The sequence below is a fragment of the Streptosporangium sp. NPDC023825 genome, from assembly GCF_040639575.1.
Classification (GTDB): domain Bacteria; phylum Actinomycetota; class Actinomycetes; order Streptosporangiales; family Streptosporangiaceae; genus Streptosporangium.
Genome location: NZ_JBFAAE010000086.1, coordinates 1 through 22,776, shown reverse-complemented (window position 1 = coordinate 22,776; position 22,776 = coordinate 1). Strand labels below are relative to the sequence as shown.

Here is a 22,776-nt window from a genome sequence, read left to right as displayed (position 1 = left end):
CGGGAGCGACCGAGCGGGGCACGACCACCGGCGGCACGAGCAGTCCGCCGGTCGGCTCGGCGGGGCACCGCGGACCCGGCGCCCGGGCGAGGATCCACGCGGCACCGTCCCCGGAAACACGAAGGGCCCTGACCTGTTCACACAGGTCAGGGCCTTTTCCGGGGTTCGCTCGTCACCCGTCCGCGACGTCCGCGCCCTCCCTGACGCCCCCGGCGTCCGCAACGCCCATGGCGTCCACGGCCTCCCAGCGCAGCAGGTCTCCCGGCTGGCACTCGAGCACCTCGCAGAGCGCGGCGAGCGTCGTGAAGCGCACCGCCTTGGCACGGCCGTTCTTGAGCACCGCCAGGTTGGCGGGCGTGATCCCGACGCGGTCCGCGAGCTCGCCCACGGACATCTTCCGCCTGGCCAGCATCACGTCGATGTCGACGGTGATCGGCATCAGATCACCTCTTCCAGCTCGGCCCGCATCCGCGCCGCCTCGACGTCGCGCGCGACGGCCTGGGCGAGCAGCATCCGCAGCACGAGCACGATGAGCGCGACCCCCAGGATCGCCACGACGACCCCGCATATCAGGAGGACCACCCCAGGGGCGACGGGGTCGCCCGGCGCCAGGAGGACCGCGTACGCGAACACCACGAGGGCGGCCGCCACGAGCGCGCCGATCACGATGTGCACGTACCGGAAGGCGGCGTGGGAGAACACGGTGCCGCGTCGCACCATCGTCACCAGCCTCCACACGCAGACCAGGACGACCTGGACCGTCACGACACCCAGGACCGTGATCACGAGAAACGGGGTGCGCAGGTACGCGTAGTCCGCGTTGAGCTGCTCCATGTCGATGGCCAGCAACGGCACCATCACCGCCTGTACGAACACCGAACCGGCGAGCAGCACCACGAGCACGGCACGCAGCGCGAGCACTGTCAACTTTCCCATCGTCTCCCCTTCAATCGAATAGCGATGGAAATGTATCGACATTCGATAGGCACGGCAAGTTTTCAGGCCGGCCGGAGAGGTGAGACTCCGGTACGGACGCGGAACTCCGGTACGGGCACGCGGACGATCGGTGGTCGCCGAAACGCGCGGGCGATCTCACCGGAGAGGTGGTTCCCGCCGTTTCCCGGCGATCCGGAGCGCTCCTTCCCGGCGATCCGGAGCGCTCCGGCGCGTCTTCGCAGCGCTCCGGCACGCCCGGAGCCGCCGGACAGCGGCCGCGCGCGTTCCCCGGCGGCGAGCTAGCGACGTTTCAGGGCGAGCACCTGTCCGCGGGGACGCGAGAGACGTCCATCACCATGTGCCTGTTGCCGGAAGCCCGCCAGAAGAGGAGCGGGCCGCCCGGCGCGGAGCCGCCGAGGCGGATGGGATCCGGCAGGTCGGCGGCGTCCGTCTGCTTCCGGGGCGGGTCGATGAGAGCCGACAGCCCCGTGCAGCGGTCATACAGCACGGCCGCGGATCCGAGGGTTCCCACCGACCTGCCCGTGGACACGATCAGGGACTCGCCGCCACGGACGAAGGGCGGGTCGAAGAACCCCAACCTGTCGTGCAGCAGGGCCTCCGCCATGTGCGTGCCGGGGACGAGCGTCCTGCCCGAACCGTCCACCCGCTGCATGACGACCTTCGTCAGCTCGTACATCGCCGGTTCGAGCTCGCTGACGCACCACTCGGGTCCGCAGCGCCTGGAGAGCCCGCCCGTTTCCGCCACCTCGCGGCGTTCGCCGGTGGCGAGGTTGAGCAGGCTGTCCCGGCCGTCGTATGCCCACGGCCAGGCGGCCATGTAGTGGTGCCCCTGGCCGGAGATCGACTCCACCGGCCCTCCGGCGAGGGAAACGCGACGCACGGCTTCCAGGGAGTGCGGCCACCAGATGACATGGCCGTCCGCGATCTCGAAGCCGGCGAGAGTCGTCGGAGAATATCCCTGGCCGGGGAACTCGGCGAGGAGTTCGCGGGGCCCGCCGGAAGCGGGCATGGCCCAGATCTGCATTCGCGCTGGAGCACCGTCGCCGCTCACCCGCGCCATCCACGCGACGTGGCCGTTCCCGGAAGCCGCTTTCGCGATCCAGTGCCCGGCCGGTCCCTCCGGAATCCTGGCCAGCACGCGATGCCGGCCGGTCCACCGGTCGTAACTCACCAGGACGGGGTGTCTGCCGCCGGGATTGGCGAGGAGGACCTCGTGCGAGCTGAGCATGACCATCGGCTGGACCGCGCGCACATCCTTGATCCACCCCGGTGTCTCGAAGAACGCGTCCGGCCACACTCTCTCGGCCTGCGGGAAAGCCGGCACTTTCGGCAGGGCCGCGGGGCGGGTCGGAGGTTCGTACGGGGTCGAGCACGCGGAAGCCGTACCGGCCGCGAGCGTGAGCGCCAAGGACAGCACGAGAAACCGCGAACACCTCAAGCGCCTCATGGGCAGTCTGACGTGTGGCCGCTCGGGCGGGTTCCCCCGGCACGAGAATCCCCTGCGGGCGTGGAGGCCGTCCGGAACCTCCCGGTCCCGGACGGTCACGCACGCGCTTCGCCGGGAGTCCTAGGGCGCCGTGACCCGCAGGTCGTCGAGGGTCGCGGTGCTGGAGTGCATGCGGAGGCCGACCTTGCCGCTCGCCGGCTCGCCGGCGGGGGCGGTCCAGGTGAGCACCTGGTTGCCGTCGACGAAGCCGGTGACGGTCGAGCCGGACACGGTCGCCCTGAGCGTGCGGAACGCGCCGGGGGTGACCGGGACGGAGGCGCCGGCGACCCGGGTCAGCGTGCCGCCGGCCTTCTTGTACAGGTCGGCGGTGTCGGTGCCGTCGTTGAGGCGGAACAGGTAGAAGTTGGCGGCATCGGCGTACCGGAGGACCAGGCCCGCGTTGGCGCTCGCGTTGTCCAGCCGGACCCGTCCCTGGACGGTGTAGTCGGTCCAGCCGGCGGAGCCGGTGACGGACAGGCTCTCCGCGGCGGCGGTGGAGGTCTGGGAGTACGCGCCGCTCGCGACCGACCACGAGCCGCCGGTGCTCGTCCAGCCCGCCGCGTCGCCGTCGCCGAAGTCGTCCGACAGCAGGGTGGTGGCGGGGGCCGCGGCCGACTCGTGCGCGCCCCGGTCGGGAGAGCCCTGGTAGAGCGCGGTCCCGAAGAAGTCCTGGGCGCCGGGCGAGGAGACCGCGACGCCGCTGTCGATCCCGGGCGAACCCGGCTGGAGCTTGTAGGCGCCCGCGGAGGCCAGCCCCGACGCGCCGCCCGCCGCGACGAACCGCGGGCTGGCGATGACCTTGTACGGGTCGTTGGGCTGGTTGGCGTTGGTGCCCGAGTAGAGGTTGTGGTCGTAGGTGACGTTGCCGCTGATGCTGTAGGCCCCGCTCCCCTGGTTGACGAAGATGTTGTTCGTGTAGGCCACCTCGCCGGTCGACGTCCCGGTCATCTGGCCGGTCTGCCCGGCCGAGCGGTAGAAGACGTTGTTGTGGACCTTCAGGTCGCCCGACCCGCTGACCAGGTGGAACACCCCGACGCTGCGGTCCAGGTCGTTCTGGGAGATGTTGTAGCGGAACACGTTGTCGTCGGTCTGGTCCATGACGAGCAGCGTGCCGCCCTCGTTGTCCTGGCTGTAGTTGTACTGGTAGACGCTGCGGTGGACCCGCTGGTCGAAGTCCCAGGGCTGGCCGTCGCCGTCGAGCCTGCGGGTGCGGAAGGCCTGGTTGAACTGGAAGACCGCGTCGGTCGTGGCGTACATCCACTGCGCGGCGACGACCGCGATGTCGTCCAGGTAGGGCAGGGTCGAGGTGGTGGACTCACCGATCCGGTCGGTGGTGTTGCGCTCGACGAGCGGGGCCAGCCCCGACCGGACGAGGATCCCGTCGCGGTGGATCCTGGTGACGGTGTTGCCGCGGATCACCAGGTCGCGGAAGGCGTCGAGGTCGTGCGCCCACGTGGTGTTGAGCAGCGCGTCCGTCATGGTCTGGATGCCGGTGTCGGCGACGTTGTCGACGGTGTTGCCCTCGATGAGCACGTCCGTCCAGGTGCTCTCGGGCCCGGTGGAGGTCCCGCGGGCGTGGAAGTTGATCCCGCCGGTCCGGCGGTCGGTGCCGAACACGTCGTGGATGTAGGTGTTCTTGACGTGGATGTGGGTGAAGTCCCCCGCGCCGGTGCCCTCGCCGACGACGAGGACCCCGCTGCGCCGCCGGTCGGTGGGCTGCTGCCCGCTGGTGATCTCAAGCCCGCCGATCTCCCAGTGCGAGACGTTCTTCAGCCGCACCCCGAAGCCCTCGCCGTCGACGGCCGTGTCGGCGAAGTCGATGCGGGGCTTCGCCCCGGTGCCGTACTGGCCGAGGACGATCGGCGCCCCGGCCGCGCCCGAGCCGCGCAGGTCGAGGTACTGGCCGGTCCAGACGCCGCCGGACCTGAGCAGGATGCTGTCACCCGGACCGAAGGTCTGGGCGTTGACCTTGCCGAGGGTCTTCCAGGCGGTCGAGGACGAGGTCCCGGCCGCGCTGTCGGAGCCGCCGGTCGCGTCGACGTAGTAGGTGGTCCCGGCGGCGCGTACGGTCGCGGTCACGTCAACGGCGGCGGCGCCACGGACGGTCCCGTCTCCGGTCGCGTGGGCGGGCTGGGGCAGGAGCAGGGCGGCGACGAGCGCCAGGACGGCTGCGGCACTGGGGAGCCCCACGCTAATACCTCTGATTCGTATTAGTAATACCTGACCTGCAGAAATACGAGCTTTCCCGATTCGTAACGGGAAGATAGGCCGCAGCCTTCACTGCCGTCAAGAGCGGATTTCCGGCATGTTTCAAGATTCTTTCGCCGGGAGTGTTGACAGCGCCCCGTCCGTCTTGCAACGGTTTCGCCAATACGAATCAGCCAGTCACCATCTCCTGGCTGTTCCCCCACAACTGATACGAATCAGGAGATCGCGATGGACGGAGTGCGGCGCCGGGCTCGTCAGGCCGACGTGGCCAAGCTCGCGGGCGTCTCCCAGGCGACGGTCTCCGCGGTCGTCAACGGCCGGGGTCCGGAGACCGGGATCCCGGAGCAGACCGTCCAGCGCGTCCTGGAGGCGGTGCGCCAGCTCGGCTACGTCGCCAATCCGGCGGCACGCAGCCTGCGCGGGAAGCGCAACCGGCTGCTCGGGGTCTACACGTTCGAGTCGATCTTCCCGCTCGACCAGCTGGACTTCTACCACGAGTTCCTGGTCGGCATCGAGCAGCAGGCCGTCGCCGACGGCTACGACCTGGTGCTGTTCGCCTCCACCGAGGATCTCGACGGCCGCCGCCGGGTCTACAGCGACGGGGTGAACCGGCTCGCGCTCGCCGACGGCAGCGTGCTGCTCGGCGTCGAGCCCGGCTCCACCGAGCTGGCCAGGCTCGCCGCCGAGGGATACCCCTTCGTTCACATAGGGCGCAGGACCGTGCCCGGCACCGAGATAGCCTGGGTCGGCGCCGACTACGCCAGCGCCACCAGGGACACCGTCGGCAGGCTCGCCGCGCTGGGCCACCGGCGCATCGCCTACGTCACGGGACCGGACCGGATGGAGGTCTTCCTCGACAAGGAGGCCGGCTACCGGGCCGGCTGCGCCGACGTGGGGCTGCCCGAGCTGATGTACGTCACGTCGCAGCTGGACCCGGCCTGGGTCGACGCCGCGCACGCCGGCGGCGTCACCGCCGTCCTGGCCGAGAACGAGCCCCTGGCCAGGCAGCTCGTCGCCGCGCTGGGCGAGCGCGGCCTGGCCGCTCCCGCCGACATGTCGGTGGTCGTCCTGGTGACGATGACCGAGAGCGGCTGGAGCAGCCTGCGGATCCCCCGCAACGAGATGGGCCGGGGCGCGGTGAAGATGCTCACCCGGATCCTGGCCGGTTCCGACGATCCCGGCGACCACCGGCAGTTGCTGCCCTGCGGCCTCCCCGAGGACCACATGATCGGCCCTCCCAGAGCCTGACCACAGCTCACACGAGCACCCCCCGGAGCCCGACCACAATCGAATACTCCCAGCTCCCGGCGATCCAGCGCCGGGAGCCGACCTCCCACACTCCGAACCCCCCACTCCGAAACAGGAGAAATTCATGATCACCAACCGGTGGACAGCCGTCGGCAGACGCGGATTCCTCGCCGTCGCGGTCAGCGCGGGCGTTCTTCTCGCCGCGACGGCCTGCGGGACGGGCGGCGGAGGCAGCGGCAGCGGCGGCGCAGGCGCGGCCGACACGCTGACCGTCTGGTTCCCCGGCAACTCCGCCCCGGAGATCGAGCTCGTCACCAAGACGCTGGTGCCGGAGTTCGAGTCCGCCAACAAGACGAGGGTCCAGGTGACCTTCGTCGACTGGGCCCAGATGTCGCCCAAGCTCAACGCCGGTTTCGCCGGCAACAACGCCCCCGACGTGTTCGGCCACGGCCCGGCCGTCGCCGCCGGGTTCGCCGCGGCCAAGCGGATCGAGCCGCTCGACGCCCGGATCGCCGCCCTGCCCGAGGCGGACAGGACCGACCTCGCGCCCTACCTGGCGAGCGGCCAGGTGGCCGGCGGGCAGTACCTGATCCCGCTGGGCGGCAACGGCGTCCTCGTCGCCTACCGCAAGGACCTGCTGGAGAAGGCCGGTGTCGCCGAGCCGGCCACCTGGGCCGAGGCCGCGGAGGCGGCCGGGAAGCTGACCGTCCGAGAGGGTGGAGCGATCCAACGGGCGGGCCTGATGCTCCAGTCCGCCAAGATCCAGCGGGTGCAGAGCTTCCAGGCGCTGATCGGCTCGGAGGGCGGCGAGCTGCTGTCGTCCGACGGCAAGGAGGTCACCTGGAACTCGCCGGAGGGCGTGAAGGCGCTGGAGTACTTCGCCGGGCTCTACAGCGGAGACGGCAAGGTCAGCGACCAGCTCGGCCTGGACTTCGCCAACCAGCCCGCCGGGCAGAACCCGCTCGCCACCGGCAAGGCGGCGATGGTCACCGCGACCGGCGGGCAGATACTCCAGATGGTCAAGGCCGTGCCCGACCTCGCCTCGAAGATCGGGGTGCTGCCGCCGCTGAAGGCCGTCGACGCCAAGACCTTCGGCGGGGCCACCACCGGCCTGTTCGTCAACGCCGACTCGAAGAAGAAGGACCTCGCCTGGAAGTTCGTCGAGTTCATGGTCTCCAAGGGCGTGAACGAGCGGTACGCCGAGAGCGTCGGCGGGCTGCCGGTGCGCGCCTCGGCCGCCCAGGGCGCCTACGTCACCGGGCAGCCGCTGCTGAAGCCGTTCATCGACGCCGCCCCCGCCTACGTGGGCAGCCCGAACGTCCCGGCCTGGGTGCAGGTCCGTGACGTGCTCGACAAGCACCTGGAGACGGCGCTCGCCGGGAAGGCGACCGCGAAGCAGGCGCTGGACGACGCGGCGGCCGAGGCCGGGCCGCTGCTCACGGCCCAGTGATGACTCTCCTCACCAAGCACGGAACCAAGCACGGCGGGTCCCGGTCCGCGGCGTCGCCGCGGACCGGGACCCGCGGGAGCGGGAGAGGCCCGACCGGCCGTCGCAAGCTCGTCGGGCTCGCCTTCACCGCCCCGGTCCTGGCCTACATGGCGGTCTTCCAGCTGTTCCCCGTGCTGTACGGGTTCTACCTGAGCTTCACCGGCTACAGCCCGCTCGACCGCGGCGCGCCCCAGTTGATCGGCGCCGACAACTACGCGGCGCTGCTCGGCTCGGCGGACTTCCTGAAGTCCCTGCGGGTGACCGCCCAGTTCGTCGCGGAGGTGCTGCCCTTCGCGGTCGGCATCGCGCTCGGGCTGGCGCTGCTGGCCAACCGGAAAATGCCCGGCATCGGGCTGTTCCGGGCCGGATTGTTCCTGCCCCGCATCGTCCCGCTGACGGCCGTCAGCCTGGTCTGGCTGTGGATGTACTCCCCCGACGGCTGGTTCAACGACCTCGCGGGCTCCCTCGGCCTCGATCCTCGCGACTGGCTCCTCGACGAGGACACCGCCCTGCACTCGGTCGCGGTCATGCGGGTGTGGAAGGCCCTCGGCGGCAACATGGTGCTGTTCCTGGCCGGGCTCCAGGCGATCCCGGTCACCCTGTACGAGGCCGCGAAGATGGACGGCGCGAACGCCTGGGCCCGGTTCCGGCACGTGACGCTGCCCGGCCTGCGGCCGGTCATGGTCTACGTGGTCACGATCAACATCGTCTACCTGTCGCAGTCGTTCGCCGAGATCTTCATCCTCACCGGCGGCGGGCCGCTCGGCTCGACGACGACCACCAACTACCTGATCTACCAGGAGGCGTTCCAGAACAACCGGTTCGGCTCCGCCAGCGCCATGGCGTTCGTCCTGTTCGCGGCCATCTTCGCCTTCGCGCTCGTCGCGATGCGCGGGAACGGGCGGAAGTGATGCGCAGACCAGGATCGATCCTCGCGCTGGTCATCACCACGCTGCTGGTGCTCGTGCCGTTCTGGTGGATGGTCTCGATCGCCTTCAAGCCCGAGTCCGAGGTGTTCTCGTCCGAGCCGCGGCTGCTGCCGCGAAACCCGGTCCTCGACAACTTCTCGACCGCCCTGGACGCGGGCAACCTCGGCACGGCGATGACGAACTCGCTGATCGTCGCCCTGCTGGTCGTCGTCGCCAACTGCGTGTTCGCGCTCCTGGCCGGGTACGCCTTCGCCAAGCTCCCCTACCGGGGAAGCAATGCGATCTTCATGACGATCGTCGCGACCACGATGGTGCCGGTGGCGGTGACCCTCATCCCGCTGTTCCTGATCGCGAAGGGGATCCCGCTGGCGGGCGGGAACGACATCACCGGGCAGGGCGGTTCCGGGCTGCTCGACTCGCTGGCCGGGCTGACCCTGCCGCACCTGATCGGGCCGCTCAACGTCTTCCTGGCCCGGCAGTACTTCCTCGGGCTCCCCGACGAGCTGGGCGAGGCCGCCCGGGTCGACGGCGCGAGCGAGTTCAGGCTCTTCTGGAAGATCTATCTGCCGCTGGCGAGGCCGCTGGTCGCGACCGTCGCGGTGTTCGCCTTCACCGCCGTCTGGGACGACTTCCTCTGGCCGCTCGTCGTGACGAGCTCGCCCGGGACACAGACCGTCCAGCTGGCGCTGAGCAAGTTCCTGACCGGCGGAAACGTCGCCTACGGACCCGCCATGGCCGGCTCGGTGCTGGTACTGCTGCCGATCCTGGCCGTCTTCGTCTTCAACCAACGCAGTTTCGTCGCCGGCCTGTCCGAGGGCGGCGTGAAGGGATGATCATGCAGGAGACGCACGCGCCGGTGCTGGTGGTCGGAGGGGGTCTCGGCGGTGTCGCCGCGACGCTGACCGCCGCGAGGCTCGGCCGGCGGGTGGTGCTCACCGAGGAGACCGACTGGCTGGGCGGCCAGCTGACCAGCCAGGCGGTCCCGCCGGACGAGAACCCGTGGATCGAGTCGCGGTACGCCTCGCCGAGCTACCGCAGGCTGCGTCAGGGCGTCCGCGAGTACTACCGCCGCAACTACCCGCTCCGCGCCTCGGTGGCCGCGCAGCGCCTGCTCAACCCGGGGCTCGGCGTGGTCAGCGGGCTGTGCCACGAGCCGCGGGCGGCGCTGGCCGTCATCGAGGAGATGCTCGCGCCGTACCGGACCGCCGGGCTGGTCACCGTCCTGCTGCGGCACACGCCCGTGGCGGTCGAGGTGACGGGCGACCGGGTCGAGGCGGTCACCTTCACCCGGCCCGACGGGACCGAGCTGGTCGTGGCGGCCGACTACGTCGTGGACGCCACCGAGCTCGGCGACCTGCTGCCGCTGGCCGGGGTCGAGCACGTGATCGGCGCGGAGGGCGTCGCCGACACCGGCGAACCGCACGCCGCGCCGGTGGCGAACCCCCTCGACCAGCAGGCCGTCAGCTGGTGCTTCCCGCTGGAGTACCGGCCGGGCGAGGACCACACGATCGGCCGCCCGGCGGGCTACGACTACTGGAGGACCCGGCGGGCCCCGTTCTGGCCGGGGTCCCAGCTGTCGTGGACGGACGTGGAGCCGATCGACCTGTCGGTGCGCTCGCGCGGCCTGTTCCACGACAACGGGCACGTCCCCGGAAAGCACGACCTGTGGCACTTCCGCCGGATCGTGGCCGCGGAGCAGTACGAGCCCGGCACCATCTCGCACGACGTCACCCTGGTCAACTGGCCGCAGATCGACTACTGGGACCGGCCGCTGATCGGTCCCGGCGCGGACCGTGAGGCCGCGCTGGCGGGTGCCCGCGACCTGTCGCTGTCGTTCCTGTACTGGATGCAGACCGAGGCCGGATACCCGGGCCTGCGGCTGCGTCCCGATCTCGTCGGGACCGCGGACGGCCTGGCCAAGGCGGTGTACGTCCGGGAGGCGCGGCGGATCAAGGCCGAGTTCACCGTGCTGGAGCAGCACGTCGGGGTGGAGGCGCGCGGCCCGCTCGCCGGGTCCGAGGTGTTCGCCGACGCGGTCGGGATCGGCTCCTACCGGATCGACCTGCACCCCAGCACGTCCGGCCGCACCTACGTGGACGTCGACTGCTACCCCTTCCAGATCCCGCTCGGCGCGCTGCTGCCCCAGCGCGTCGACAACCTGCTGCCCGCCGGCAAGAACATCGGCACCACCCACGTCACCAACGGCTGCTACCGGCTCCACCCCGTCGAGTGGAGCATCGGCGAGGCCGTGGGCGCGCTGGCCGTCCAGGCCCTCGCCGCCGACCTGCCGCCGCGCAAGATCCGCGCCGATCCGGCCCGGCTCGCCGACTTCCAGCGGACGCTCACCGACACCCTCGGCGTCACCCTCGCCTGGTCGCAGGAGATCAGGACCACCCCGTGCGGCCGCCAGCCCGCCGTACCCCAGCTCGTGGAGGACTGACATGACCGCAGCGACCGGCCCGGCCTTTCCCGCCGGGTTCGTCTGGGGCGCCGCCTCCGCCGCCTACCAGATCGAGGGCGCCGCCCGCGAGGACGGGCGCGGACCGTCGATCTGGGACACCTTCTCCCGGACGCCGGGGCGGGTGGCCTCCGGGCACACCGGCGACGTCGCCTGCGACCACTACCACCGTCACGTGGACGACGTCGAGCTCATGAAGTCGCTCGGCCTGGCCGCCTACCGGTTCTCCGTCGCCTGGCCGCGGATCCAGCCGGACGGCTCGGGCCCGGTCAACCCGCGCGGCCTCGACTTCTACGACCGCCTCGTCGACTCCCTGCTGGCCGCGGGCATCGACCCGTACGTGACGCTCTACCACTGGGACCTGCCCCAGGCGCTGGAGGACCGGGGCGGCTGGACGGCCCGCGACACCGCGTACCGCTTCGCCGACTACGCCACGGCCGTCCACGCCCGGCTCGGCGACCGCGTCCGCACCTGGACGACGCTCAACGAACCCTGGGTCGCGGCCTTCCTCGGTTACGGCAGCGGCGTCCACGCCCCCGGCAGGACCGACCCGGGCGACGCCTTCCGCGCCGCCCACCACCTGCTGCTCGCGCACGGCCTCGGCGCCCGGGCGCTGCGCGAGGCCGGTGCCCGCGAGCTGGCCCTCACCCTCAACCTCTCGCCCGTCGTCGGCGATCCGGCCGCGGCCGAGCGCGTCGACCTGCTGCTCAACCGCCAGTTCCTCGACCCCGCCCTGCGCGGGGAGATGCCCGAGGACCTCCTGAAGATCATCGATCGGCACGCGGGCCTCGGCCACCTGCGCGAGGGCGATCTCACGCTGATCCACCAGCCGATCGACCTGCTCGGCATCAACTACTACTGCCCCCAGTACGTCGCCGACGCCCCCGGCGCCCCGGCCGATCCCGCCTGGCCGGGCAGCGAGGACATCTCCTTCGTCCACCCCGGCGGCCCCAGCACCGCGATGGGCTGGCCCATCGACCCGGCGGGCCTCACCGCCCTGCTGACCCGCCTGTCCCGCGACCACCCCTCCGTGGGCCTGCTCATCACCGAGAACGGCGCGGCCTTCGACGACGACGCCCCCTCGGGCGGCCGGGTCGCCGACTCGGACCGCGTCGCCTACCTCGACTCCCACCTCAGGGCGGCCCACGCCGCGCTGGCCGAGGGCGTGGACCTGCGCGGCTATCTCGTCTGGTCCATCCTCGACAACTTCGAATGGGCCGAGGGCTACCACAAGCGCTTCGGCATCGTCCACGTCGACTTCACCACCCAGCGGCGCCTGCCGAAGGACAGCGCCCTGTGGTACCGCGGCCTCGTCACCACCGGAGTGATCCCTGACGTGATCACCGGCTGACCTCCGGCCCGGCCGCCGGGTCCCCGGCGGCCGGCCACGGCTGCCGGGGTGCGTGAGCGGCCGGCCGGGACGCGTGACGGCCGGCCGGGGTGCGACGGCCGCTAGCCGGGACGCATGAGCAGCGTGAACAGCCGCTCCAGCGTCTCGGCCAGCGTTCTCTCGTCGGCGCTGTTCAGGGCGGTGCTGCCGATCACCTTGCGCATCAGCCAGAAGCCCGCGACGACCGAGAGGACCATGGCCGCGCGGCCCGTACCGCGCAGTTCCGGGGCGACGTCGAGCAGGTGGGCCTCGACGTGGTTCTCGATGCCGGCCCGCAGGATCTCCGCGGCGCGGGGGTTGGGTGCCGAGCGCAGCACGAGCAGGAACGGGTCGAGGCCGTCGGCGTGCGGCGCGGTGCGGCGGACCAGGGCGGCGGCCACGTCGCGGGCGAGGGTGGCCGGATCGTCGGTGAGGACGGTGCGGTCGGCCATGGACGCCTCCACCACCTCGGCGAAGAGCCCTTCCTTGGAACCGAAGTAGCGGTTGACCAGCATCGCCGTGACACCGGCGGCCTGGGCGATCTCGCGGACCCCGACGCCGTCGTAGCCGTGGCGGGTGAAGCCCTCGACTCCGGCCCGCAGGATGGCCTCCCTGGTGGCGGCGGCGTCGCGGCGTCGTGTGGCTGTCATGTCTACGAGTGTAGACTACGCTCATGTCTACAGTCGTAGACAAGAGTGGAAGGACAGCGTGATGAACCTGAACCTGACAGGCCGCCGGGCCCTCGTGACCGGTTCCAACTCCGGACTCGGCGAGGCGATCGCCCGGCTGCTCGCCGCCGAGGGCGCCGAGGTCGTGGTGCACGGACGAGACGGCGCCCGCGCCCGCAAGGTGGCGGAGGACATCGGCGCGGTCGCCGTGGCGATCGGCGACCTCGCCACGGACGAGGGCGCCGACGCGGTGGCCGCCACCGCCGGCGAGGTCGACATCCTGGTCAACAACGCCGGCGCGTACGACCACCTCGGCTGGGCCGACGCCACCCCGCAGGTGTGGGCCCGGACGTACGAGGTCAACGTGGTCTCCGGGGTACGCATGATCCAGCGGCTGGTGCCGGGGATGCGCGAGCGCGGCTGGGGCCGGGTGATCCAGATCGGCGGCGGCCTCTCGTCGCAGCCGATGTCGATGCAGCCCCACTACAACGCCTCGCTCGCCGCGCGGCACAATCTCGCCGTCTCCCTGGCGCGGGAGCTGAAGGACACCGGGGTGACGTCCAACGTGGTCGCTCCCGGGGCGATCCTCGTCGACTCGGTGGAGAGGCTGCTCACCGAGATCGCGCCGGAGCACGGCTGGGGGGAGTCGTGGGAGGAGATCGAGCGCAACGCCGCCCGCGACTTCGTCCCCAACGACGTCGGCCGGTTCGGCCGCCCGGAGGAGATCGCGGGTGCCGTCGCGTACCTGGCCGGCCCGTATGCCGACTACATCAGCGGCGCCACGCTCCGCGTGGACGGCGGTACGATCCGTTCGGTGATCTGACGGATTCCCGGAAGGCTCTCCTTTCGTGTCGACCCATGACGACATGTCCATCGATGATGACAAGGCCCCCGCCGTCCGGCATCCCGGACGCGCCGGTGGAGGCGGTGCCGGCCGCCTGGCGGGCCCGCGGCGAACGACGCGCCCCGGTCCGACGCGCGGTGACGGCACACCCGGCAGGAACGAAGCCCGAAGAAAGGCCGGCACATGAAAATCGTCCTCGACGACCTCTCCGGTCCGGAGATCGCCGGATTTCTCGACGAGCACGTCCAGGAGATGCGATCCGTCACGCCTCTGGAGAGCAAGCACGCCCTTGACCTGGACGAGCTCCGCAGGCCCGAGATCACGTTCTGGTCGGTCATGGACGGTGACAGCCTGGTGGGCTGCGGTGCGATCAAGAGGCTGGACGCGGGCCACGCCGAGGTGAAGTCGATGCGCACCGCGCCGGCGCGCAAGCGGAACGGGACCGCGTCCCTGCTGCTGGAGCACATCATCACCGAGGCGAAACGCATGGGGTTCACCCGGCTGAGCCTCGAGACCGGCGCGAGCGAGTTCTTCCTGCCCGCCCGGAAACTGTATGAGAAGTTCGGGTTCGACTACTGCGAGCCGTTCGCGGACTACCGGCCCGACCCGTGCAGCGTGTACATGACCAGGACACTTTGAAAGATCTTGGTCTATACGGGTCCTGACGATCGCTCGGTCCGGTGCCACGCCGAGGCCGACAAGCGGTGGTCGACGTTCGGCGGGGTCCTGACGATCGCTCGGTCCGGTGCCGCGGCCGGGCAGGTCCACCGGGTCGCCGATCCCTGTTCGTCTCGCGTCTCCTCTTCATCGCCTTTATCGCTGAACTTTGTCGCTGGACGAAAGAAACGCACGATCCACGCGAATCCTGTCCATGGATCGCGATGAGCGCCGAACGCCGGAGACCCGGAAACCGTGCTCAGGGCGCGGAAAGGGGGACGACGGCTCTCCCAGGGTGCGAGATCCCGGAAGTCACATCGATATCTCGGAAGTCATATCAAGGCCTCGGAAGTCATATCAAGAAGGAAGCGTCACATCAGGAAGGGAGCCAGGACGGCCACCAGGGCGGTTCGCAATCACCCGTGATCCCTTCGACGGCCACGTCGTGAACGATCATAACCATCGGCCCGGCGATCGAGATCAGGGCGGCCAGAAGCATCAGACTCGCCTTCAGCCAGTCACGGTTCGCGAACAATGACAGGTGGGCAAGAAGAATGATCGGCAACGAGGCGAGCAGGGAGACACCGGAAAGGAGGGGAAAGATAACGAACCGACTCGCCGCCCAGATCAGGCCGGCCAAACCCTCCCCGGCACTTAAATCACCAAGACAGTAACCTTGCGTCCTGGCCACCAGCACGACGTCCAGGCAGGTTCCCAATGTTGCACACGTCAACGCGATAAACGCCGATATCCCACAGCCCGTGGCCCAGAGCACATCACTCGCCCCTGAGGCGTCTCGCTCAGTCACGGCGCAATCAAAACAGACGCCTATGCTCTTTGAGCGCAGGGAATGTGAGGATACGGTGCAGGTCCCCTCGGTCGTCCCCTGCGCGTGTTCCGGGCACGAGCCCCAGGAGCCGACCCGCCGAGCTTCGCCTGGGGCGATGGCGGGAAACGATGCGATGCGGCACCACGCCGAGAGCAAGGCTCGTACCCGCGCCGGCCGACGGCCGTTACCGGGTGCGAGCCGTCGACGTATCGCCGGTAATCCTCAAAAGAAATGACCTCTCGCGTACCCGCCGAGCCCATCGATCGTCATGTGAGGACTCTCAGCGCTCCGGCCCCGGCGGAGCCCTCATCGATCCCGGACACCATAATTCGGTCATGGATTATGGAAGAGTGCGCGAAGTCGTCGCCAAGAGCTGGCACGAGGACGTGCTGCCCAGCCTTTCCGGTCTGGTGGAGATACCCGCGTTGTCGGCCGCCTTCGACGCCGGCTGGGAGCGGAACGGCCATCTGCGAGCCGCCGCCGACCACGTACGGGACTGGATCGCGGCGCGTGACCTGCCGGGCGCCCGATGTGAGGTCGTCCAGTCCGGCGGACGCGCGCCGCTGCTTCTCGTGGACGTGCCCGCGACCGCCGGCACCACGGCACGCGGCACCGTGCTGCTCTACGGCCACCTCGACAAGCAGCCCCCGCTCGGCGACTGGTCCGACGGGCTGGGTCCGTGGCAGGCGGTGGTGCGTGACGGACGGCTCTACGGCCGCGGCGCGGTCGACGACGGGTACTCGGGCTACGCGGCGACGACCGCGTTGACCGCGATCCGGGCGGCGGGCGGCGAACACGCCCGGGTGGTCCTCCTGCTGGAGACCGGCGAGGAGTCCGGCAGCCCGGACCTGCCCTCATACCTGGAGCATCTGTCCGACCGCCTCGGTGACGTGTCCCTGGTGATCTGCCTGGACGGCGGCGGTGGCGACTACGAGCGGATGTGGCTGACCGAGAGCCTGCGCGGCGCGGTGCAGGCGACCGTCACGGTGCGGGTCCTGGAGACGTCCGTGCATTCGGGGGTCGCCGGCGGTATCGTGCCGAGTTCCTTCCGCGTCATGCGCCGGCTGCTCGACCGGGTGGAAGACTCCGTGACCGGCGAGGTCACCATCCCCGAGATGAACGTGCCGATCCCCCAGGAGGCGCGGGCCAAGGCCGAGGCGCTCGCCGCGCTGGAGCCGGGAGCCGCCGCGCGCCGGTACCCCCTCGTCGACGGGATGCGCGCGGCCTCGGACGACGACGTCGAACTCATCCTCAACAACACCTGGCGGCCGACGCTGTCGGTGATCGGCGCGGCCGGGCTCCCTGACCCCGCGGTGGCGGGAGCCGTACTGCGCGCCTCGACGTCCCTGCGGCTGAGCTTCCGGACCCCGCCGACGGTCGACGCCGAGGTCGCGCGAGCCGCGCTGGTGAGGATCCTGACGACCGAGGTGCCGTACGGCGCGCAGGTCGAGGTGGGCGACTTCCTTCTGCTGAACGGCTGGCAGGCCCCGGCGGCCGCGCCCTGGCTGGCCGCGACGCTGGAAGAGATCGGCGACCGGGTGTTCGACGAGCCGTGCCGCGGTTTCGGCATCGGCGGCGGGATCCCGTTCATGGAGATGCTCGGCCGGCGCTATCCGGACGCCCAGTTCGTCGTCACCGGCGCGCTGGGGGCCGACTCGAACATGCACGTGCCCGACGAATGGCTGAACATCGCGTTCGCCGAGCAGGTGACCGAGGCCGTCGCGCACATCCTCGACGCGCACGCCCGCAACTGACCACTCGCCTTCCCCCGCGCCGGTGGCGATGGTGGTGGCCGGCACCCGGCCCGCGATGACGAGTCCGTGGGCGGCCCACCGGCCGCCACCGCTCGGTCTCACGAGGTGAAAACGCTTCGTCCCCGCCCTCTAACCTTACAGGTTACGGAATATGAGCCCTCGTCACAGGATGTCCCTGCACCTGGAAGAAATGAACGGGTCAAAGGAATGACGAACCGAAACCCGCCGGTGCGGAATGACCATTTACCGCCCATCACCTAACCCCAAAGGGAAGTGATCTTGGTGACGACACGGCGTAGGATCAGCGTGCTGTTGGCGACGGCCGCGGCCGCGGCAATGGGCCTTGCCACCACCCCGGCCCCGGCCAGCGCCCTCGCGTGGGAATGCGCGTCGGGATATTCCTGCTACTACGACAGCGCCAACGGAGTGAACAGGATCTGGATCGCGCCCAGCGGCGGTAAGTGTTTCGACCTGGGGACGATGGGCCTCAACGACCGGGTCTCCTCCGTTTACAACAGGGGCAACGGAGCGGTCCACCTCTACAACTGGCTGGGCTACTGGGACTACCTGGAGTCGGTCCCCAGGGGCTCGACGAGGAACCTGGGCTCGGCCAGCAGCAACAAGGTGGACCGGGTCTGCGTCGACGCCTAGCGTCCTGCGCCGGAAATTCGCCGGCGATATCGGGCAAGTGACTCGACAATCTCTTCGGCGGTCTTCCACACGAACGGCCGAGAGTTGTCATTCCACTGGCTGATCCAGGCGCGGATGTCCTCTTCCAGGGCTTCGACGCTCTTGTGGGCTCCGCGCCTGATCAGCTGATCGGTATCGACGCATCGCATCGGCCCCGAACGCAAGAAGCACGACCACGTCCGCCGGCGAAGCCCTCGGCTCCCGGGCCGCCCTGGAATCCACAGCCTGATCGGTGGCGGCATCCTGCCCCGCTGCGGGGTCCCGGCCCGGCGAGTGCATGCCCACCACCTGCGGCGTCCGGCGGACGTGCCGGCCGGCAGCCGCGCTGTGGTCGTCGACCCGCGTGTGCGCCGACGAGTGTGCGAAACCCGCGGCTGTACGCGGCAGACGTTCCGTGAACAGGTTCGGCAGGTGGCGGCTCGTTACGCGCGTCATACCGTGGGGCCGGCCGCGCCGATCGTGGACGTGGCGGACCGGCCGGCCGCGCCGATCGTGGACGTGACGGACCGGCCGCCCACGCCGAAGCCATCCGCCGGAAAGCACCGGATGCGGAGCGGGTCGGCGACCGTTCGCATCCGTGGCACGGCCTGGCCGCCGCGGTGGAGAAGACCGTGGTCACCCGCAGCCGCTGCCGGCATGTCGCAGGGCCACGCCGCACCGGCGCGCTCGCCGAACGGGCCCGCCGCGAGCATGCGCAGCGCACCCTCCTCGACCAGGGCCTCGGGCCCGGCGAATGCGCCCGGCGTCTGGGCTGGGGGTCCAACACGGTCAAACGCCACGCCCGCGCGGCCGTCGCCGGGCCGGCCCTGCCCCGCAGCAACGGCTTCCGGAAGGCACCGGCACCAAGGCCAAGCTGCTGAAACGCCAGATGTACGGCCGAGCCGGCTTCGCCCTGCCCCTACAGCGAATCGCGCCGCTCCCGGCAACGCTCCGTCACCACCGGATTCGTGCCGGAGCCGCCTGGTTGACGGACTCTCAGGCGGGGTCAGGCAGCATGGTCGGCTTGATCAACCTGGCCATCGTCTCGAGCCGGGCGGCTGCTGGCGCCCATCACCCAGCGCATGATGACGACCACGCTGCGCGGCCTGGAGTGCGACGGGCTGATCACGCGGACCGTGCACCCCACCGTCCCGCCCCAGGTCGAGTACGACCTCACCGACGCCGGACGGGAGCTGCTGGCCATCATCAGCCGGGTCGCGCGTTGGACCGACAAGCATCTCGAGACCATCCACAGCGCCAGGGCGGCATGCCGTGGCCGTTGAGCAGGCAATTTTTGACAGATTGAAACTGGATGCCTAGTGTCCAGGTTGTGCGGACAGGCAAGGGCGTCGAGTGGGCGATGCATACGCTGCTCAATCTGGCATGGCTGGGGGACGGCGAGCCGGTGGCGACCGCGCAGCTGGCCGCCGGTCACGACCTGTCGGCGTCCTACCTGAACAAGCAGCTTCAGCAGCTGGTCAAGGGGGGTCTGCTGGAGTCCGTTCCAGGTGCGCGGGGCGGCTTTCGCCTGGCCCGCCCCCTGGCGGCGATGTCGGTGCTGGACGTGGTCCTCGCCATCGAGGGGGATGCGCCGCTCTTCCGCTGTACCGAGATCCGCCGGTGCGGCACCATCGGTGAGCGATGCCCCGATGCCGGCTTCGCTCAGCCATGTGCGGTGAAGGTCGCCATGGGACGAGCCGAAGCGGCTTGGCGGCAGGCGCTGGCCGAGCAGAGTCTCGCCGACGTGCAGGCCGCGGCCGACGAGCACGCCCCCACCGTGGGGGCACATGTTCGCCAGGCACTCGGGCACGGCTGACCCTTTTTCCACGCGGCGTGACCGCGCGATCCTTTCGGAGATGAACCTGGATAAAAGATAGCTAGATTTTTGATGATGGATTCACCGGTGCGCGGCACCATCAAGGAAGCGGTGCCATTGAGAGAGCGGTGCCGTTGAGAAAGCGGCGCCGTCAAGGAAGCGGCGCCCTCAGGAAAGCGGCGCCGTAAAGAAACACGCCGCCGGCCCTGTGCGAGCGGAAGGGCGCGGGTCAGCACTCACGTCGAGGGCCGCGAGAGCCCCGGCTGATCGCCATGCGCCGCGCCGCCGATCACAATCACCCGTTGAACCGGTGACGCACGGCGTGCGACTCACCGATGTCAAGAAAGATGAACCTCAGATGGATCTGAAACTCGAACTCATCGTGCTGCCCGTATCCGACGTCGATCGGGCCAAGGCCTTCTACGAGGCGGCGGGATTCCGTCTGGATCTCGACAAAGCCGTCAGTGAGAACTGGCGCGCGGTGCACCTCACACCGCCCGGCTCCGAATGCTCGATCATATTCGGCAACGGGATCACCTCCGCCGCGCCCGGCTCGGTCCAGGGCCTCTACCTCATCGTCTCCGACATCGAGGAGGCCCGCGCCGAGCTCGTCGGCCGCGGCGTCGAGGTCAGCGAGATCTTCCACGATGCCGGAGGGATCTTCTACCGCGGCCACGACGGCGGAGAGGTCACCCACCGGCTCGAGGGCCAGAGGCGGATGGCCGGCCCGCACCCCGACCGTGCCGATTACGGCTCCTACGCCACCTTCAGCGACCCGGACGGCAACGGCTGGGTGCTCCAGGAGGTCAAGAAGCGGGCCCCCGGCCGCTGACACCACGTCGGCCCTTCAACGCCGCCAAAGGTCGTGACCAGCCCCGATGGCACCGTGAGACACACCTACGGTCCTGGCCACCTTTGGCGGCCGCCGCGATGGGTCACACCGACCACCTTGCTACCAAAATTCGCATACCGGTAGAAGCCGGGTTGCGCTTCAGCCTGACGACACGCCCTGGGCCGGACGTGCAGGATCGGGGCCGGACGTGCAGGATCTCGGCCGCCTAGCGTTGCTTGAGGCGGAGTGCCTCTTTGCGGACCTCGACCTGGAGGGCCTGCTCGCGCTCCAGCCACGCCGGGTTCTCCGCTTTCAGCGCGTCGATCTCAGCGGTGGTGAGCGGTCCGGTGATCCCACCCCTGAGCAGGCCGGCGACGGAGACCTTGAGCTTCGCGGCGATGACCTGCTTGGAGTGCGGGCCGTTGCGGCGCAGGTCGACGAGCCAGGCGGGTGGCGACGACTGCAACTCGTTCAGCTCGTCCCTGGAGACGACACTCGCCTGGAACTCGGCGGGAGTGGCCGAGAGGGGGACACCCAGTTTCTTGGCCGCGGTCGCGGGCTTCATCGTCTGGATGGTCTTCGGTTTGGACGAGGTCATGGCGTCAAGAGTAGTCAGCCGGAACGGGTTCCCTCGACATCGGTACCCTGAGGAAGTGACTGATGGAGAGACCGGCAGGACGTTTCGACTGGCTTACGTGCCCGGGGTGACACCCGCGAAATGGGTCAACGTCTGGACCGAGAGATTGCCCGGCGTGCCGATCACCCTGGTCGCGGTTCCCGCCGCCGAGGCGGTGGGACTCCTGCGGGAGGGCGGCGCCGACGCCGGATTCGTCAGGCTGCCGGTCGACCGGGACGGACTCAGCGTGATTCCTCTCTACGTGGAGACCACGGTGGTCGTGGTTCCCAAGGACCACGCGGTGGCCGCCGCCGACGAGGTGTCCGTCGCCGACCTTGTCGACGACGAGGTGTTCCATCCTCTGGACGACACCATCGAGTGGACGGTCCGGCCCGGGCTGCCCGCGTTCACCCGCCCGGCCACAACGGAGGACGCGGTCGAGCTTGTGGCGGCCGGCACCGGGATTCTCCTGGTTCCGCTGTCGCTGGCCCGCCTCCACCACCGCAGGGACCTCACTTACCGGCCGGTGCCGGACGCGCCGCAGTCTCAGGTGGCACTGTCCTGGCCCGCGGACGCGACCACCGATCTGGTGGAAGATTTCATCGGCATCGTCCGCGGCCGGACGGCGAACAGCTCGCGGGGCCGTACCCCCGCCACCCCCGCCGCCCCTGTGCAGAAACCGGCACAGCGGCAAGCCCAAAAACCCGCACAGAACGGCTCCGGCCGCCGGGCCGTGCCGGCCGGCCGTAAAAGGAAGGGCAACCGGCCCCGGTGACCTGCGGACAGACGCGCCGATGCGATGCCGCGCCCGCGCGGGTGCCGTTTTGACCGCCACGTCATACCGGCCGCTCCAGCCGCCGGACCTGTCTCCGGCGACCAGGAAGAGAGCAGCCGCGCCTCGTCCCGCACGCTGGATCAAGGAGTTGTGGATCGGCGGAGCAGTTGTCAGGAGTGGTGGATCGGCTGAGGGCGGGCCGCCCGTTCGGAGCGGAACCTCTGGACTTCCAGCTGAACGACTGACTTCTCCTTACGTTGTTCCCACTCGGTTCGGGTGATTTCGTACTCGACTTCGCCATGCTCGGAGCCTTCGATCGCGTCAGGCCAGTCGCCGGTGAAGTTCCGGACGAACGACAGGCCCGCCTTCTCCATCACACGCCGGGATCGCGCGTTGACCGTCATGGTGTTCGCGGTCACCCGGCCCACCCCGAGGTCCGTGAAACCCTTGCGGATCAAGGCCCGTGACCCCTCGGTGGCATAGCCGCTGCCCCAGGCCGCCCTGTTCAGCCGGTAACCGAGTTCCACCACGGCGGGGCTGTGGTCGTCCAGCGGACGGAATTCGAACCAGCCCAGGAAGGTCCCGCTGGTCTTCTCCTCCGCGGCCCAATAGCCCCGGGTCCCGAAGCACGGGTAGGCGCGGAGGAACCCGGGCAGGGTCTGTGCCTGGATCACCTCGCGACTCGTGGGCCGGCCGCCGTTGATGAAGCGCATGACGTCGGGGTCGCTGTCCAGTGCGAGCAGGTGGTCGGCATCGGCCTCGGTGAACGGGCGCAGCACGAGGCGGTCGGTCTCCAGGAAGACGCGCATGCCACGATCTTCACCACCGGCGGCCGGGCCCGCCACCGGATATTCGCAGCAGGCGGGTGAAGGGGTGGTTGTTCATGCCGCTTGAAGAACGTGTCGACAACGTCACGGAATCCCCACCACCCCTCGATGTGGAGATCTTGAGGCGGGGATCACGGCCGGCCCGGAGAAGGAACCCCGCCGGAGTCGCCCAAGCAGCCGGTTGGCTCCAGAGGGGGACGCGATCGGAGGTCTCTCCTCCATACCGACCGATCACGATGCGCGCGGGTTCGCCTTCGTCCGGGCGGCGAGCGGAGCCCCGGCCCCGTACCGGGTCGAGGCGCTCGTCCACGCCCCCGCGACCCGGGTACGGCAGGCGGTCGGGCA

Annotated in this window: 22 protein-coding genes; 14 read left to right on the top strand and 8 right to left on the bottom strand. The window is 70.0% G+C overall.

Annotated elements, in window-relative coordinates; translation table 11 throughout:
• Positions 1–172: 172 nt before the first annotated feature.
• The 4 genes from AB0G15_RS40080 to AB0G15_RS40065 all read right to left on the bottom strand — a co-directional run bounded on the left by AB0G15_RS40080 (position 173) and on the right by AB0G15_RS40065 (position 4,633).
• On the bottom strand, positions 173–439 hold the full coding sequence (locus AB0G15_RS40080; protein ID WP_362850612.1) for a helix-turn-helix transcriptional regulator: 267 nt from the start codon (positions 437–439) through the stop codon (positions 173–175).
• Positions 439–936 (bottom strand): DUF2975 domain-containing protein, encoded by a 498-nt coding sequence (locus tag AB0G15_RS40075; RefSeq protein ID WP_362681757.1) that lies wholly within the window; start codon positions 934–936, stop codon positions 439–441. Before AB0G15_RS40075 ends, AB0G15_RS40080 begins: the two co-directional genes overlap by 1 nt.
• Positions 937–1,246: 310 nt before the next feature.
• Complete coding sequence (locus AB0G15_RS40070) at positions 1,247–2,374, bottom strand: hypothetical protein (protein WP_362850610.1); 1,128 nt, start codon at positions 2,372–2,374, stop codon at positions 1,247–1,249.
• 150 nt (positions 2,375–2,524) lie between these two features.
• Complete coding sequence (locus tag AB0G15_RS40065; protein ID WP_362850609.1) at positions 2,525–4,633, bottom strand: family 16 glycoside hydrolase; 2,109 nt, start codon at positions 4,631–4,633, stop codon at positions 2,525–2,527.
• A gap of 246 nt (positions 4,634–4,879) precedes the next feature.
• On the opposite strand from AB0G15_RS40065, the gene AB0G15_RS40060 reads away from it, so the two are divergent.
• The 6 genes from AB0G15_RS40060 to AB0G15_RS40035 all read left to right on the top strand — a co-directional run bounded on the left by AB0G15_RS40060 (position 4,880) and on the right by AB0G15_RS40035 (position 12,126).
• Positions 4,880–5,899, top strand: a complete 1,020-nt coding sequence (locus AB0G15_RS40060) for a LacI family DNA-binding transcriptional regulator (protein WP_362850607.1) — start codon at positions 4,880–4,882, stop codon at positions 5,897–5,899.
• A 124-nt stretch (positions 5,900–6,023) separates the two neighbouring features.
• Positions 6,024–7,349 (top strand): extracellular solute-binding protein, encoded by a 1,326-nt coding sequence (locus tag AB0G15_RS40055; RefSeq protein ID WP_362850606.1) that lies wholly within the window; start codon positions 6,024–6,026, stop codon positions 7,347–7,349.
• Complete coding sequence (locus AB0G15_RS40050) at positions 7,349–8,299, top strand: sugar ABC transporter permease (RefSeq protein ID WP_362850605.1); 951 nt, start codon at positions 7,349–7,351, stop codon at positions 8,297–8,299. The genes AB0G15_RS40055 and AB0G15_RS40050 overlap by 1 nt, the downstream gene beginning before the upstream one ends.
• Positions 8,299–9,150 carry a carbohydrate ABC transporter permease gene (locus AB0G15_RS40045; RefSeq protein WP_362850603.1) on the top strand — a complete coding sequence of 284 codons (852 nt, stop codon included), beginning with the start codon at positions 8,299–8,301 and terminating at the stop codon, positions 9,148–9,150. Before AB0G15_RS40050 ends, AB0G15_RS40045 begins: the two co-directional genes overlap by 1 nt.
• A 2-nt stretch (positions 9,151–9,152) precedes the next feature.
• Positions 9,153–10,757, top strand: a complete 1,605-nt coding sequence (locus AB0G15_RS40040) for an FAD-dependent oxidoreductase (protein ID WP_362850602.1) — start codon at positions 9,153–9,155, stop codon at positions 10,755–10,757.
• Between the two features lies 1 nt (position 10,758).
• Positions 10,759–12,126 carry a GH1 family beta-glucosidase gene (locus AB0G15_RS40035; protein ID WP_362850600.1) on the top strand — a complete coding sequence of 456 codons (1,368 nt, stop codon included), beginning with the start codon at positions 10,759–10,761 and terminating at the stop codon, positions 12,124–12,126.
• 101 nt (positions 12,127–12,227) lie between these two features.
• On the opposite strand, the gene AB0G15_RS40030 is transcribed toward AB0G15_RS40035, so the two are convergent.
• Positions 12,228–12,794: a TetR family transcriptional regulator gene (locus AB0G15_RS40030; RefSeq protein WP_362850599.1), complete on the bottom strand. Its 567-nt coding sequence runs from the start codon at positions 12,792–12,794 to the stop codon at positions 12,228–12,230.
• A 61-nt stretch (positions 12,795–12,855) separates the two neighbouring features.
• On the opposite strand from AB0G15_RS40030, the gene AB0G15_RS40025 reads away from it, so the two are divergent.
• A complete protein-coding gene (locus tag AB0G15_RS40025; protein ID WP_362850598.1) occupies positions 12,856–13,635 on the top strand; it encodes an SDR family NAD(P)-dependent oxidoreductase in 780 nt (259 codons plus the stop codon).
• A 204-nt stretch (positions 13,636–13,839) separates the two neighbouring features.
• Positions 13,840–14,295: a GNAT family N-acetyltransferase gene (locus tag AB0G15_RS40020; RefSeq protein WP_362850596.1), complete on the top strand. Its 456-nt coding sequence runs from the start codon at positions 13,840–13,842 to the stop codon at positions 14,293–14,295.
• Between the two features lie 394 nt (positions 14,296–14,689).
• On the opposite strand, the gene AB0G15_RS40015 is transcribed toward AB0G15_RS40020, so the two are convergent.
• Positions 14,690–15,121: a hypothetical protein gene (locus AB0G15_RS40015; RefSeq protein WP_362850594.1), complete on the bottom strand. Its 432-nt coding sequence runs from the start codon at positions 15,119–15,121 to the stop codon at positions 14,690–14,692.
• A gap of 356 nt (positions 15,122–15,477) precedes the next feature.
• On the opposite strand from AB0G15_RS40015, the gene AB0G15_RS40010 reads away from it, so the two are divergent.
• The 5 genes from AB0G15_RS40010 (at position 15,478) to AB0G15_RS39990 (ending at position 20,213) form a co-directional block, all read left to right on the top strand.
• Positions 15,478–16,896 (top strand): M20/M25/M40 family metallo-hydrolase, encoded by a 1,419-nt coding sequence (locus AB0G15_RS40010; RefSeq protein ID WP_362850592.1) that lies wholly within the window; start codon positions 15,478–15,480, stop codon positions 16,894–16,896.
• A 282-nt stretch (positions 16,897–17,178) separates the two neighbouring features.
• The gene (locus AB0G15_RS40005; RefSeq protein WP_362850590.1) at positions 17,179–17,547 is read left to right on the top strand and encodes a peptidase inhibitor family I36 protein; all 369 of its coding nucleotides are present in this window, start codon (positions 17,179–17,181) and stop codon (positions 17,545–17,547) included.
• A 1,076-nt stretch (positions 17,548–18,623) separates the two neighbouring features.
• Entirely contained in the window at positions 18,624–18,848 is a 225-nt protein-coding gene (locus AB0G15_RS40000) for a winged helix-turn-helix transcriptional regulator (protein ID WP_362850622.1), read from the top strand.
• A gap of 47 nt (positions 18,849–18,895) precedes the next feature.
• Positions 18,896–19,381, top strand: coding sequence for an Rrf2 family transcriptional regulator (locus AB0G15_RS39995; protein ID WP_362850588.1), 486 nt, complete (start codon positions 18,896–18,898; stop codon positions 19,379–19,381).
• Positions 19,382–19,739: 358 nt separating this feature from the next.
• Entirely contained in the window at positions 19,740–20,213 is a 474-nt protein-coding gene (locus AB0G15_RS39990) for a VOC family protein (RefSeq protein WP_362850586.1), read from the top strand.
• A gap of 226 nt (positions 20,214–20,439) precedes the next feature.
• Here the strand turns inward: AB0G15_RS39990 and AB0G15_RS39985 are convergent, their stop codons facing one another.
• A complete protein-coding gene (locus AB0G15_RS39985; protein WP_362850585.1) occupies positions 20,440–20,811 on the bottom strand; it encodes a DUF5997 family protein in 372 nt (123 codons plus the stop codon).
• Positions 20,812–20,866: 55 nt separating this feature from the next.
• On the opposite strand from AB0G15_RS39985, the gene AB0G15_RS39980 reads away from it, so the two are divergent.
• Positions 20,867–21,604, top strand: a complete 738-nt coding sequence (locus AB0G15_RS39980) for a LysR family substrate-binding domain-containing protein (protein ID WP_362850583.1) — start codon at positions 20,867–20,869, stop codon at positions 21,602–21,604.
• Between the two features lie 170 nt (positions 21,605–21,774).
• On the opposite strand, the gene AB0G15_RS39975 is transcribed toward AB0G15_RS39980, so the two are convergent.
• On the bottom strand, positions 21,775–22,413 hold the full coding sequence (locus AB0G15_RS39975) for a GNAT family N-acetyltransferase (RefSeq protein WP_362850581.1): 639 nt from the start codon (positions 22,411–22,413) through the stop codon (positions 21,775–21,777).
• Positions 22,414–22,776: the final 363 nt, after the last annotated feature.